The 13,455-nt window shown below is 72.9% G+C and carries 9 protein-coding genes; 7 read left to right on the top strand and 2 right to left on the bottom strand.

The window, feature by feature from the left end; all coding sequences use genetic code 11:
• Positions 1 to 62: 62 nt before the first annotated feature.
• Together ACWGE1_RS35260 and ACWGE1_RS35255 are read left to right on the top strand one after the other, a co-directional pair.
• Entirely contained in the window at positions 63 to 2,342 is a 2,280-nt protein-coding gene (locus ACWGE1_RS35260) for an MMPL family transporter (protein ID WP_453424542.1), read from the top strand.
• A complete protein-coding gene (locus tag ACWGE1_RS35255; protein ID WP_453424541.1) occupies positions 2,339 to 3,058 on the top strand; it encodes an LmeA family phospholipid-binding protein in 720 nt (239 codons plus the stop codon). The genes ACWGE1_RS35260 and ACWGE1_RS35255 overlap by 4 nt, the downstream gene beginning before the upstream one ends.
• Before the next feature lie 397 nt (positions 3,059 to 3,455).
• Here ACWGE1_RS35255 and ACWGE1_RS35250 read toward each other — a convergent pair whose 3' ends face one another.
• Complete coding sequence (locus ACWGE1_RS35250; RefSeq protein WP_453424540.1) at positions 3,456 to 4,406, bottom strand: NAD-dependent epimerase/dehydratase family protein; 951 nt, start codon at positions 4,404 to 4,406, stop codon at positions 3,456 to 3,458.
• Between the two features lie 90 nt (positions 4,407 to 4,496).
• Between ACWGE1_RS35250 and ACWGE1_RS35245 the strand changes: the two genes are divergently transcribed.
• The 5 genes from ACWGE1_RS35245 (at position 4,497) to ACWGE1_RS35225 (ending at position 12,349) form a co-directional block, all read left to right on the top strand.
• Positions 4,497 to 5,444 (top strand): cyclase family protein, encoded by a 948-nt coding sequence (locus ACWGE1_RS35245; protein WP_453424539.1) that lies wholly within the window; start codon positions 4,497 to 4,499, stop codon positions 5,442 to 5,444.
• A gap of 140 nt (positions 5,445 to 5,584) precedes the next feature.
• Positions 5,585 to 8,392 (top strand): SpoIIE family protein phosphatase, encoded by a 2,808-nt coding sequence (locus ACWGE1_RS35240; protein ID WP_453424543.1) that lies wholly within the window; start codon positions 5,585 to 5,587, stop codon positions 8,390 to 8,392.
• A gap of 123 nt (positions 8,393 to 8,515) precedes the next feature.
• The gene (locus tag ACWGE1_RS35235) at positions 8,516 to 10,066 is read left to right on the top strand and encodes a sugar ABC transporter ATP-binding protein (RefSeq protein WP_453424538.1); all 1,551 of its coding nucleotides are present in this window, start codon (positions 8,516 to 8,518) and stop codon (positions 10,064 to 10,066) included.
• The gene (locus ACWGE1_RS35230; RefSeq protein ID WP_453424537.1) at positions 10,063 to 11,121 is read left to right on the top strand and encodes an ABC transporter permease; all 1,059 of its coding nucleotides are present in this window, start codon (positions 10,063 to 10,065) and stop codon (positions 11,119 to 11,121) included. The genes ACWGE1_RS35235 and ACWGE1_RS35230 overlap by 4 nt, the downstream gene beginning before the upstream one ends.
• Before the next feature lie 79 nt (positions 11,122 to 11,200).
• Positions 11,201 to 12,349 (top strand): substrate-binding domain-containing protein, encoded by a 1,149-nt coding sequence (locus ACWGE1_RS35225; protein WP_453424536.1) that lies wholly within the window; start codon positions 11,201 to 11,203, stop codon positions 12,347 to 12,349.
• 69 nt (positions 12,350 to 12,418) lie between these two features.
• On the opposite strand, the gene ACWGE1_RS35220 is transcribed toward ACWGE1_RS35225, so the two are convergent.
• On the bottom strand, positions 12,419 to 13,153 hold the full coding sequence (locus ACWGE1_RS35220; protein WP_453424535.1) for an NPP1 family protein: 735 nt from the start codon (positions 13,151 to 13,153) through the stop codon (positions 12,419 to 12,421).
• Positions 13,154 to 13,455 lie beyond the last annotated feature (302 nt).

Below are 13,455 nucleotides of genomic sequence, written 5' to 3'. Positions count from 1 at the left end.
CCTTGCATTCCCCGAACAATGCGCCCACGGCTCCCTTACACACACCGCACAGAGTGATCCCCATGAACACTGAATCGGCCGAGGGGCCGGGGCTCCTCCACCGGAGCGGGCGCTGGTGCGCCCGGCACGCCTGGCGCGTGGTCGCGCTGTGGGTGCTGGCACTGGCCGGCCTGGGGCTGGCCAACCACGCGTGGGGCGGCACCTTCGCGGACAGCTTCTCCCTGCCCGGAACCAGCACCCAGACGGGTGCGGACCTCCTCACGGCGCACACCAGCAGCTCCGGCGGCACGGCCGCCACCATCGTGCTCACGACCGATCAGGGTCCGGTCACCGGTCACCGTGCGGCCGTCGATTCGGCGGTCGCGGGTCTGGGCCGGCTCCCGGACGTCCTGTCGGTCACCGACCCGCTCACCACCCCGGGGGCGGTGTCCGCGGACGGCGGGACCGCCCAGCTGACCGTCCGCTTCGACGGCAACCCGGCGAGCTTCGACCCCGCCTACCTCACCGGTGTCGACGCCGCCGTCGAGCCGCTGCGCGCCGACGGCGTCACCGTCGAGTACGGGGCCCCGCTCGGGCAGCTGGCCACGCCCAAGTCCGCCGACCGCGCCTCGGAGGCCATCGGTCTGGCCGTCGCCGTGCTCGTGCTGCTGATCGGCTTCGGCAGCGTCGCCGCCACCGGTCTGCCGCTGCTGACGGCGGTGATCGGACTGTCCGTCAGCCTGGCCGGTCTGGGCCTGCTCGCCGGGCACTTCGATTTCGCCCAGGCCGCCCCGACGCTGGCCGCGATGATGGGCCTGGGAGTCGGCATCGACTACGCGCTCTTCCTCGCCACCCGCTACCGGGCCCTGCTGCACTCCGGAGCGCAGCCCGCCGAGGCGGTCGGGCGTACGGTCGCCACCAGCGGCCGGGCGGTCCTGGTCGCCGCCGCCACGGTGGCCATGGCCCTCGCCGGACTCTGCGCCTCCGGCGTGGGCTTCATCGGCGCCCTCGGTGTCGCCGCCGGGCTCAGTGTCGTCGTGGCCGCCGCCGCGTCCGTGACGCTGACTCCCGCCCTGCTGGGCCTGCTCGGCCACCGCATCGACCGCTTCCACGTCCGCAAGCCGGTCGCCGAACCCACGGGCGAGTCGGACGTCTGGCACCGCTGGGCCGTCAGGGTCAGCCGGCGCCCCTGGCTCTTCCTGGTGAGCGGCCTGCTCGTACTCGGGGTCCTCTCGGTCCCGCTCGCCTCCATGCAGCTGGGCCACGTCGATGCCGGGGCCCAGTCCACCAGCAGGACCGACCGCCGCGCCTACGACCTGATCACCGAGGGCTTCGGCCCCGGCGCCAACGGTCCGCTGACCGTCGTCACCCATCTCGACAGCCGTCAGGTCGCGAGCGAGAGCCTGCGCCAGGAGCTCGCCGCATCCCTCCGGAGCGAGCTGTCCGCCGTACCGGGCGTCGCCTCCGTCACGCCCCCGGTGGCCAGTCCCGACCACGTCCTGCTCATCACCACGGTCGTTCCCACCACCGGCCCGCAGGACAGGGCCACCGCCGACCTGATCCACACCCTGCAGGACGAGACGGTGCCGAAGGCGCTGTCGGGCACCGGAGCCACCGGCTACCTCACCGGCACGACCGCCGCCGCCCAGACCTTCACCGACACCCTCACCGCCAAGCTGCCCCTGATCATCGCCGTGGTCGTCGCAGCCGCCTTCCTCCTGCTGCTCACCGTCTTCCGCAGCCTGCTGGTGGCGCTCAAGGCTGCCGTGCTCAACCTGTTCTCCATCGCCGCGGCCTACGGGGTGGTCGTCGCGGTCTTCCAATGGGGCTGGGGCGGCGCGCTGTTCGGCGTCGCCGAGAAGGTGCCCGTCGAGTCCTACGTACCGATGATGATGTTCGCGATCGTCTTCGGGCTGTCCATGGACTACGAGGTCTTCCTGCTCTCCCGGATCCGTGAGACGTGGCTCCAGCGGGAGGACAACCACCTGGCCGTCGCCACCGGCCTCGCCGCCACCGCCCGCGTCATCACCTGTGCGGCGCTGATCATGACCAGCGTCTTCCTGGCCTTCCTGCTCTCCACGAACGTCGCCGTCAAAATGCTCGCGCTCGGCCTCGGCGTCAGCGTCATCATCGACGCCACCGTGGTCCGGCTGCTCCTGGTGCCCGCGTCCATGTACCTCTTCGGGCGCGCCAACTGGTGGCTCCCCGGCTGGCTGGACCGGCTCCTCCCGCACCTGGACCCGGAAGGGCCCGCCGACGGGCCGGACGCCCTTCCCGCGCCCGCTCCCGGTCCTGCACCCGCATCCGCATCCGCATCCGATCCAGCATCCGATCTCGCACCCGTCCGAGGAGACCGGCGATGAAGCGCCGCCTGACGAAGACCCGGGCGGTCCTGCGCCGCCATCTCGTCCTCACGGTCACGGCCACCGTGGTCCTGCTGGCCGTCGTCGCCACCGGCGCCGCCGAGTACACGGTCCGCGACCTGGTCCGGAGCCGCGTCACGAAGGCTGCTCCGGGCCTCGGCGACGACGTGGCGGTCGGCGTCGCCGGCGGCTGGGCCCTGTGGGACCTGGCGGACGGGAACTTCCCCCGGCTGGACATCAGCAGCGACGATGCCCGGGTCGGACGGCTCACCCAGGTGCGCGTCCGCGCCCGGCTGGACGACGTCCGCCTCGGCGACACCACCACCGTCGGCAGCACGCACGCGGAGGTGACGGTCTCCACGCAGTCCCTCGCGGCAGCGATCCGCGCCGCCGTGCCGTCCGTGTCGGTGGCCGCGGTCACCACCGATCCGGCGAAGGGGACGGTCCTCGCGGACGTCGGCCCGGGCGGCGTCGGCCGGCTGACGCTGCGTCCCGTACTCGCCGACGGCAAAGTCACCCTCGCCGTCGACGGGCTCACCCTGTTCGGCCGCTCCGTACCCACCGACCGGCTCGGGGTCGGCGACGGCGACCTCGGAGCCCGGGCGGGCGCACCGAAGGAGTACCCGCTCGGGCTCGCGGCCACTTCCGCGGAGGTCCGGCCGGACGGCCTGCACGTCGCCCTGACGGGCGGCCCCAGCGCCCTGACCGACACCTGACGCCCACCGGGCCCGTACGCCGGGAGCACACCACCGGCGGGGGTCGCGATCCGGCCAGGGGGACGGGCGCCCGAGCGCGGCGGGCGTCCACCCGAGCGGCGCCCGATCAAGCGCGCCTTGCAGGCAGAACCGTCCGGCAGCGTCCCCCGGGACGACGAGGACGCCTGCGACGGCGACCGCCGCGATACGAACAACTTCGCGGCAGAGCTCGCATGCCCCACCAAAGTGACAGCCGCCTGCAGTAAGCTCGGCAAGGCGAGTTGAGAACTCCCGCCCGGTTTGCATCCCCCGTCAAACCGGGCGGGTATTCCCGTTTCCCCGCTTTTCCGGCGGCCGGACGGGTGACTCCCGCCCGGACTGGCCCGGCCCATCCCCCGAGGGCCGGGCCAGTCCGCTGTCACCCAGGTCGCCCACCGGCCGCCAGGTGCTCGCGCCACCAGTCCACGGTCGCCTCGATCTGCTCGTCGACGGGGGTGGCCGCCACCGCGAAGGCCGCCTCGTAGGCGCTCGAATCGACGACGAACGGGCGGTCGAACTGGTAGCGGATCTCCTTCAGTTCGCGGATCAGCGGGGAGAACAGCGAAGCCGCGCCGACCACGGCCGACGGGAGCCTGCGCACGGCGACCGGTCCCGTTCCCGCCCGGGCGGCGAGGCGGTCGACCATCTGCCTGACCGACTGCGGCCGCTCCGTCGGAACGTGCCAGGCCCGCCCCCAGGCCCGCTCCTCGCCCGCGACCTCGGCCAACGCCCTGGCCACATCGGGGAGATACGTCCAGCTGTGCGGGGCGTCCGGGTCCCCGAGCGTGGTGACCGGCTTGCCGCGCAGCAACGGCGGCACGACGCGCGCGGCCAGGTGGCCGCCCTCGGTGACGCCGGGTCCGAAGAAGTCCGAGGCCCGCACCTCGACGGCTCTGATCCGGCCCTGCTCGTGGAGCTTGCGGGCCTGCTCCCAGACCGCCGCGCGCACCCGCCCCTTGGGCCCGGTCGCCGCGAGCGGCAGCTCCTCGGTCATGGGACCCGTCACCGGCCCGTATCCGTAGAGGTTCCCCAGCATGACCAGCACGGCCCCGGTCGCCTCGGCCGCGGCGCAGAGCGACGAGGCCAGCGGCGGCCATTGGGCCGTCCAGCGGTGGTAGGGCGGCGCGGCGCAGCCGTGGAGGGCGGCCGCGCCCCGCGCGGCCTCGGTCAGCCGCCCGGCATCCGTCGCGTCCAGCGCGACGTGCTCGATTCCGGGCTCCGGGCTCCGGCCCGATCTGGTGACGACCCTTACGGTATGGCCCTGTTCGGCGAGGAGCCGGGCGGTGGCGGCCCCGGCGGGGCCGAAGCCCATGACGACATGAAAGCTCACGTACGCACACTAGCGCGAGCCACCGACACCCTCGGCGGGGTGATCGCCCACCGGCCAGCGCGCGGCCGCGATCCGCCGGACACTGGGCCCATGGGCAATGAACCCGCCGACGGCTCCCGCATCGGGCCCGCCGTCTCCCGCCAGGAGTTCGATGCACTGTTCGAGGCGGTCCGTACGTGGGGCCGGTGGACCGCGGCCGACCGGGGCGCCTGGAACCGGGTGACGGCGGACCACGTCCGCCGGGCCACCGCCGCGGTCCGGTCCGGGACGGTCGTCCCGATGGCGCGGCCCTGGGACACCCGCCCCGGCCCGGACAACACGAAGCCCGCCCTGCACTACATGGCGGACCTCGGCGACGTGGAGGCCCCGGAACCGTCCGTGTACAAGGACTTCCTCGCCGTGGACTACCACGGCAAGGGCGTGACCCACCTCGACGCGCTGTCACACGTCGCCTACCGAGGGCAGCTGTACGACGGCCGCGCGGCCCGTGACGCGGTCGATGCGGCGGGCGCCCGTTTCGGCTCGGTGTCGGCGCTCGGCCCCCTGGTCACGCGGGGCGTCCTGGTCGACCTGCCCGCCGTCCTCGGGATCGCCTGGCTGGAGCCGGGGCGCGCGGTGCACGCGCAGGACCTCGTCGCCGCCGAGGAGGCGCTCGGCGTGACGATCGGGGACGGCGACGCGGTACTGCTGCGCTCGGGGGCCCTGCGCCGGCGCCGGGAACTGGGCCCCTGGAACCCGGACGCAGCGAGCGCGGGCTGGCACGTGGACGCCGTGCCCCTGCTGGCCGAGCGCGCCGTCGCGCTGCTCGGTGGCGACGGGGACAGCGACGTGCGGCCTTCGCCGGTGGAGGGGCTGCACTCCCCCGTCCACGCGCTCGCCGTCACGGCGATGGGGGTACCGCTGCTGGACAACCTCGACCTGGAACCGCTGTCCGCCGCCTGCGCCGACGCGGGCCGTTACGCGTTCATGCTCGTCGTGGCGCCGCTGAACGTCCCGGGCGGTACGGGCTCGCCCGTCAACCCGGTCGCGATCCTGTGACGGCCGACCTGCCGATCCCGTTGATCCCGCCGATCGCACCGATCCCGCTGATCACTTGGTTCCCCTGCTCATTGCCGAAATGTGAGGAATATACTCAAATCTGGTGATCGAGGGCGCTCCGGTGAGGGGAAGTGATGCACATGGGGGTCGTCGGGGACCGCATCGGCCCCGTGCGTTTCCGTGACCGGTTCCTGCAGGGCGAGTCGGTCGAGGGGAGCGTGAGAAGTCCGATCCTGAGCTCGTGGCAGCGCAGCCGGCTGCTGGGGCTGTCGCCGGAGCAGTCCGAGCTCCCGTTCCAGGAGGGCTTCGACCCGGACGGTCCGCTGCTGCGCGCCGCCGAGCCCGTACTCGACCGGCTCCAGAGCATTTTCGCGGGCAGCCGGACCAACATCTGTCTCGCCGACGGTCACGGCATGGTGCTCGCTCGCCGTTTCGGCGAGAAGTCCATGCTCAGACAGCTCGCCCCGATCCAGATCGTGCCCGGGTTCGTGTTCGCCGAGCAGGTCGCCGGTACGAACGGCATCGGCCTCACCCTCGCGGAGAGGCGCCTGTGCCAGGTCTACGGTGCCGAGCACTTCGCCGAGCGGTCCCAGTCGAGCGCGTGCACCGCGATCCCCCTGCGCGACCAGCTCAGCGGGCACATCGAGGGCGTCCTGTGCCTCGGCTATCCCTACACCGACGCGGACCCGGCGCTGATCCCCGTGGTGCGCAGGGCGGCCGAGGCCATCGAACGACGGCTGATGGACCAGAGTTCGGTCCGCGAGCACGGCCTGCTGCAGGCCTACCTCGACGCCGCGAGCCCGGACCGGACCGGCGAGCACGGGCTCAACGGGCACCCGGTCGGCATGGACGAGTTCCTCATGAGCGAGCTGGAGCAGAGCGATCAGACGACCCTGAAGGAGAAGGCCACCGAGCTGATGTCCGCGGACCGGCGGGCCGCCGCCGAGGTGCCCCTGTCCCGCGGCCGGTGGGTCACGCTGGTCTGCCGCCCCGTGACGAGCGCCTCCGGCGTGGAGGGCGTCGTCGTCGAGGCGCTGCTCCCCGAGGAGCCGGAACACCACGCACCCGCTCCCGCCCACACCCCGTCCGGCGCGCCCCAGCCGTTCCGCCCCCGCATCGCCCCGGGTCCCGGCCCGGCGACGGTCCGCACACCCGGGGCGACGCCCGCCGCCGGCCCGGCCCACGACCCGGCCGGCGGGCCCACCGGCGGTCCCGCCCGGGGCAAGGTCAGAGGGCTGGTCCTGGTCGGCGAGCCCGAGGTGGGCAAGTACGCCGTCGCGGCGCGGCGCCGGCTGGAGCTGCTGGCCGAGGCCAGCAACCGCATCGGCACCACCCTGGACGTGAGCCGTACCGCCTGGGAGCTCGCCGAGACGGCGGTCCCGAGACTGGCGGACTTCGTCACCATCGACCTGCCCGGCGCCGTACTGCGCGGCGAGGAGTCCCCCCGCCCCACCACCGAGATGCACCGCACGGTGGTCCACGGCATCCGCGAGGACTGCCCCTTCTACCCGGTGGGCGAGCAGGTCAGCCTGCGGCCCACCACGCCCCACATGCGCTGCATCGCCACCCGGCAGCCGGTGCTGGAGCCCGACCTGAAGGCCGCCTTCGGCTGGATCGCCCAGGACCCCGCGCACGCCGAACTGCTCCTCGCCCACAACATCCACTCCCTCATCACCGTCCCGCTGCTCGCCCGCGGCGCGATCCTGGGCATCGCGTGCTTCTACCGCTCGCAGGACCCCGCCCCCTACGGGGACGACGACCGTTCACTGGCCCAGGAACTCGCCGCGCGGGCCGCCCTCTGCATCGACAACGCACGCCGCTACACCCGCGAACACACCCTCGCCCTGTCCCTGCAGCGCAGCCTGCTCCCGCGCGGCCTCCCCGAGCAGAGCGCCGTCGAGGTCGCCCACCGCTATCTGCCCGCCGAGTCGGGGGTGGGCGGTGACTGGTTCGACGTCATCCCGCTGTCCGGCACCCGCGTCGCCCTCCTCGTCGGCGACGTCGTCGGTCACGGACTGCACGCCGCCGCCACCATGGGCCGGCTGCGCACCGCCGCCCGCAACTTCGCCGAGCTGGAGCTCGCCCCCGACGAGCTCCTCACCCACCTGGACAACCTGATGGTGCGCCTCGACCGGGAGGAGGGCGGCGACAACCCCGACTTCGGCAGCACCGGCATCGTCGGCGCCACCATCCTGTATGCCATCTACGACCCCATCTCCCAGGTGTGCACGATGGCCCGCGCGGGCCATCCCCCGCCCGCGCTGGTCCAACCCGACGGCAGCGTGTCGCTCCTCGACCTGCCCGCCGGTCCCCCGCTCGGCCTCGGCGGCCTGCCCTTCGAGTCGGTCGAGATCCGACTCCCCGAACACAGCCAGCTCGTCCTCTACACCGACGGGCTCGTCGAGGACCGCCACCGCGACATCGACGTGGCCCTCGCCGCCCTGAGCCGCACCCTGGCCCACCCGGACCGCGCCCCCGAGGACACCTGCCAGGCGGTCCTCGACGCCGTGGCACCCGACCACCCCGCCGACGACATCGCGCTCCTCGTCGCCCGCACCAATGCCGTGCCCCCCGACCGGATCGCCACCTGGGACCTGGCCGCCGACCCGGCCCTGGTCTCCGAGGTCCGCGCCGCCGCCATGGACCAGTTGAGCCGGTGGGGGCTGGAGGAGTCCTCGTTCGCCGTGGAACTGCTGCTCAGCGAGCTGGTCACCAACGCCGTCCGCTACGGCACCGCGCCCATCCAGGTCCGTCTCATCCACGACCGCAATCTGATCTGCGAGGTGCACGACGCCAGCAGCAGCGCCCCGCGCATGCGCCAGTCGGCCACCACCGACGAGGGCGGCCGCGGCCTGTTCCTCGTCGCGCAGCTCGCCCGCGCGTGGGGCACCCGCTACACCACCGACGGCAAGGTCATCTGGGCCGAGTGTCCGCTGTCCGTGGCATGACCCCGGGCCGTTCGGCCATTGGGGTCACAGGGCGCGGCGATATGCCGGGGATCTGTGGTGGTGTCCCCGTAGAGTGCCCCGTACCGTCGGGAAGAACTCGGAGGCCGACCCCCGGAGAAGTCTGTGCACGACGCTCCCGACACCTGGGCGAGCCCACCCCCTCACTCCGGTGCCGCACCCCTCGTCCGTATGCGCGGCCTGAGCAAGCGGTTCGGCGGCACCGTCGCGCTGGCCTCGGTCGACCTCGACATCCACCGCGGCAGCGTCCTCGCCCTGCTCGGCCCCAACGGAGCCGGCAAGTCCACCCTCATCAAGGTGCTCGCCGGGATCCACCACCCCGACGAGGGCGAGGTGACGGTGGCCGGCCATCCCCTCGGCAGCCACGCCGCGACCCGGAACATGTCCTTCATCCACCAGGACCTCGGTCTCGTCCCGTGGATGACGGTGGCCGAGAACGTCGCCCTGGGCACCGGCTACCCGCGCCGCCGCGGACTGATCTCCTGGCGGCGGACCCGGGAGCGCTGCGACGCAGCCCTGCGGATCGTCGCCGGTCACCTGGACGCCGGCGCCCGGATCGCCGACCTCGCCCCCGCCGAGCGCTCGCTCGTCGCCATCGCCCGCGCCCTCGCCACCCGGGCCGAGCTCATCGTGCTCGACGAGCCGACCGCCACCCTCCCCGCCGCCGACTGCGCACGGCTGTTCGACGTCCTGCACACCCTGCGCGACCGCGGACACGGCATCCTCTACGTCAGCCACCGGCTCGACGAGGTCTACGAGGTCGCCGACACCTTCGCCGTCCTGCGTGACGGCCGGCTGGTCGACCGGGGCCCGCTCGCCGGTCACAGCCCGGCCCGTCTCGTGCACGCGATCGTGGGCCACGCGCCGGCCGGCCGGTCACCCGGCATCCGCCCCGCCGCCGGCCCGCCCCTGCTGAGCCTCGACCGGGTGCGGACCGCCTCCACCGCGGGGGTGAGCCTCGACCTGCGCGCCGGTGAGATCCTCGGCATGGTGGGCCTGACCGGCGCCGGCCACATGGAGCTCGGGCGCGCCCTCGCCGGCGCCCGGCCGATCCTCGACGGGCGGGTGCTGCTCGACGGCCGGCCGTACCACCCCCGTACGGTCCACGCGGCCCTCGACTCCGGGGTCGGCTTCGTGGCGGCCAACCGTCAGGAGGAGGGCTGTGCCGCCGATCTGACCGTACGGGAGAACTTCCTGGCGAACCCCCGCGCGTCCGGCGTCCCGGCCGTGCACTGGATCAGCCCCCGCCGTGAGCGCGCCGAGGCCGCCGCGCTCATCGACCGGTTCTCGGTGCACCCCCGCGACAGCGAGGTGCCCATCGCCACCCTGTCCGGAGGCAACCAGCAGAAGGTCGTCGTCGGCCGGTGGCTGCGGGGGCGCCTGCGCCTGCTCGTCCTCGAGGAGCCGACCGCCGGTGTGGACGTCGGTGCCAAGGCCGGCATCCACCGGCTCCTCGACGACGCCCTGGCCTCCGGCCTCGCGGTCCTGCTCATCTCCACCGATTTCGAAGAGGTCGCGGACATGTGCCACCGCGCGCTGGTGTTCGTCCGCGGGAGCGTGAGCACCGAGCTGAGCGGTGCGGCCCTCACCGTCGCCGAACTCACCCGCACCGCCTCGGCCATGCCGCCGATCACCGGGACCGCGACGGACCGATGACCATCTCCCCGTCGCCGCGGTCCCTGCCGGACCGCCTCCGTGGTCACCACATCGGCGCCTACGGCCTGCTCGCCATCGCCGTCCTGCTCTTCCTGGTCTTCTCCCTCGTCCTGCCGGACACCTTCCCCACCCGGGACAACGTCTCCTCGATCCTCTCCAACCAGTCGATCCCCGCCGTCCTGGCGCTCGGCGCGACGATCCCCATCGCCACCGGCAAGTTCGACCTGTCCATGGGCTACGGCCTCGGTCTGGCCCACGTGATGGTGATGCAGCTCATCGTGAACGAGGACTGGCCCTGGCCCCTCGCCTGCCTCGTGGTGGTCATCGGCGCGGCGTCGGTCGGCGTTCTCAACGGCGTCATCGTCGAGTTCGTGCGGATCGACTCCTTCATCGCCACGCTCGGCACCGGCAGCATGATGTACGCCTGCACCGGCTGGATCACCGACGGCTCCCGGATCGTCCCCGGCCCGAACGGCCTGCCCACGGCCTTCACCGGCCTCTACGACTCCCGGTTCCTCGGCCTGCCGCTGCCTGCCTTCTACGTCCTGGCGCTCACGGCCGTGCTCTGGCTGGTCCTGGAAAGGCTGCCGCTCGGCCGCTGCCTGTACGTCATCGGCTCCAGCCGGCGCACCGCCGAAATGATCGGCATCCCCACCCACCGGTACTCCGTCTACGCCTTCGCCGGATCGGGCCTGGTCACCGGCATCGCCGGGGTCCTCCTCGCCGCCCAGCAGCAGACCGGCAACCCGAGCGTCGGACTGGACTACCTGCTGCCCGCCTTCGTCGGCGCACTGCTCGGGTCCACGACGATCAAGCCCGGCCGCGTGAACGCCCTCGGCACCGTCGTGGCCGTCGCCGTCCTCGCCATCGGCCTCGCCGGCATCGGCCAGCTCGGCGCCGACTTCTGGGCCACACCGCTGTTCAACGGCGCCACCCTGCTCATCGCCGTCGGCCTGGCCGGCTACTCCGCCCGCCGCAGGCTGCGCACCGGCGCCACCCCGACCAGCCGGTCGCCCGGGGAACCGGCCGCACCGGCGAAGGACGGCCGTCCCTAGGGGTGTCTTGCCGATCAGGCCGGACCGATCGACAAGACACCCCTGGGAAAGTCCGTACGCGCACCCCGTCAGGAGCACCGTGTACCCGAAGGATCCGCACCGCAGGACCACCCTCACGACCGCCGCCCTGCTGACCGCGGCCGCCGCCCTCGCCGCCGGCTGCGGGAGCGGTCCCTCGACCGGCGCCGCAGCGCCGAAGGCGGGCTGCCCCACCGCCCTCGCGAGCGCCGGCGCGGCCGTCAGACAGGCCGAGAACACCGACACCACCTGGCGCGGCCCCACCACCGGACCCGCGGCGGTGCCCGACAAGTCCATCGTCTACGTCGCGCAGACCATGACCAACCCCGGCGTCGCGGGCGTCGCGAAGGGCGTCGAGGAGGCCGCGAAGGCCATCGGCTGGCAGGTCCGGGTGATCGACGGCGACGGCACGCCCGCCGGGATCCAGGCGGCGCTCAGCCAGGCCATCACCCTGGATCCCTCGGGCATCGTCATCGGCGGCTTCGATCCCCAGCTGACCTCGCAGCAGATGGCGCGGGCCGAAGGGGCGGACATCCCGGTCATCGGCTGGCACGCGGTGGGCACCCCCGGCCCGAGCGAGAAGCCCAGGCTGTTCACCAACATCACCACGCAGGTGGAGGACGTGGCGCGGATCAGCGCGGACTGGATCATCGCCCGCTCCAAGGGCGACGCCGGAGTCGTCCTGTTCACCGACGACTCGATCCCGTTCGCGAGGAACAAGTCCGAGCTGATCCGCGACGAGCTCGCCACCTGCGCCGGCGTACGGCTCCTGTCGTACGAGAACATTCCCATCCCGGACGCCGGGAGCCGCACCCCGCAGGCGGTCTCCTCGCTGCTCTCCCGCTTCCAGGACGACTGGACGTACTCCGTCGCCATCAACGACCTCTACTTCGCCGACGCGGCCCCGGCCCTGCGGGCGGCGGGCAGGCCGGGCGCCGGACCGCCCTTCAACATCGGTGCGGGCGACGGCGACCCCTCGGCCTTCCAGCGGATCAACAGCAAGCAGTACCAGGCCGCCACCGTCCCCGAGCCGCTGAACCAGCAGGGCTGGCAGATCATCGACGAGTTCAACCGTGCCTTCGCCGGACAGCCCGCCAGCGGCTACGTGGCACCCGTGCACATCGCCACGGCCGAGAACACCGGCGGCGCCACGTCCTGGGACCCGTCCGGCTACCGCGAGGCGTACCGCCGGATCTGGACCGGCCGATGACACCGCACGGACACCCGCCCCGCCCCGCTCGGGGCGGTCGGGTGCCCGCGGTGTGCCGGGAGCCGGATGTTACTGATACGGGTCGAAGGGGATGCCCGCGGGCTTGGCCTCCGCCAGGTGGGACGCGAAGGAGCCGTCCTTCAGGCCGAAGTGCGCGCTGCCGAAATCGGCCTGGGTGAGCTTGTCCCGCAAGCCCGCCGGGTAGCCCGACCAACCGACGAGCGTGGGGAACTGCCAGGCGCGGCGGTGGTTCTCGGGCGGCTCGTCGTTGGTGTTCGCCGCGCGGAAGCAGTGCGTACTGATGCCGTCCTTGTGATAGACGATCTTGGGATGGCTGCCGTCCCAGCGGATCTGGTCGCGCGAGTGGATGTTGAAGTCGCCGTGGGCGGAGGTCGCGACGTATTTGGCCTCGTTGCCCTGGATCCACACGACCACGTGCTCCCAGTCGTGGCGGTGGCCGCCGAGACTGCTGCCGGGCAGGGCCTGGTCCTTCTCGAAGTACAGCGCGTACATGACGGCGCACCAGCCGTTGTTGCAGGCCCAGCGGGAGTAGCCGTTGGTGTTCTCGAGGTCCGAGGCGTCCCGGCAGCTGCCGTTGAGGGCGCCGGTCGGCTTGAGTCCGCCGTTCAGCACACCGCTCGGGCCCATGGCGGGGGTCGGGTAGCAGCCGTCGGTGTCGTAGTCGTAGGCCGGCTGGTAGGTCTGCTCGATCGCTTCCGCCTTCCCCGGGAGCGCGGGGGGCGGCGCCGCGAAGGCCGTCTGGGGAACGGCGACGACCACCGCGAGGGCGGCACCGACGACCATTAATGATCTCCGGATGTGACGGTTCGTCCGCAAAACGGGCCTCCTGGCCGACCGGGTGCGAGGGTGGCGGACGGATCGAGACCGAGCACCGTCGACCGACACGCCGGGAGCATCATTCGCGAACCGGGGCGGCACAGCAAGGGGCCGGACAGACTCCGTTCCTTGCGTGGCGAAGGGCCGGAAAAGCCTTGTACGCAAGGGAAGTTGACCGAATGTCAGAAATGGGAACCGGCTGCGGAGCGGCGGCCTGCACAGCGGCATGCACGGCGGCATGCGAGGTGGCACGAGCTTCAGACAGGGCG

This window comes from Streptomyces sp. NPDC054932 (assembly GCF_053610205.1).
The sequence above is the reverse complement of the archived record's forward strand: the minus strand, read 5'-3'. Positions and strand labels throughout refer to the sequence as shown.

Coding starts and splice junctions, on each gene's coding strand:
- ACWGE1_RS35255 (WP_453424541.1), top strand. CDS start 2,339: ATGAAGCGCCGCCTGACGAAGACCCGGGCGGTCCTGCGCCGCCATCTC.
- ACWGE1_RS35260 (WP_453424542.1), top strand. CDS start 63: ATGAACACTGAATCGGCCGAGGGGCCGGGGCTCCTCCACCGGAGCGGG.
- ACWGE1_RS35220 (WP_453424535.1), bottom strand. CDS start 13,153: ATGGTCGTCGGTGCCGCCCTCGCGGTGGTCGTCGCCGTTCCCCAGACG.
- ACWGE1_RS35240 (WP_453424543.1), top strand. CDS start 5,585: ATGGGGGTCGTCGGGGACCGCATCGGCCCCGTGCGTTTCCGTGACCGG.
- ACWGE1_RS35230 (WP_453424537.1), top strand. CDS start 10,063: ATGACCATCTCCCCGTCGCCGCGGTCCCTGCCGGACCGCCTCCGTGGT.
- ACWGE1_RS35245 (WP_453424539.1), top strand. CDS start 4,497: ATGGGCAATGAACCCGCCGACGGCTCCCGCATCGGGCCCGCCGTCTCC.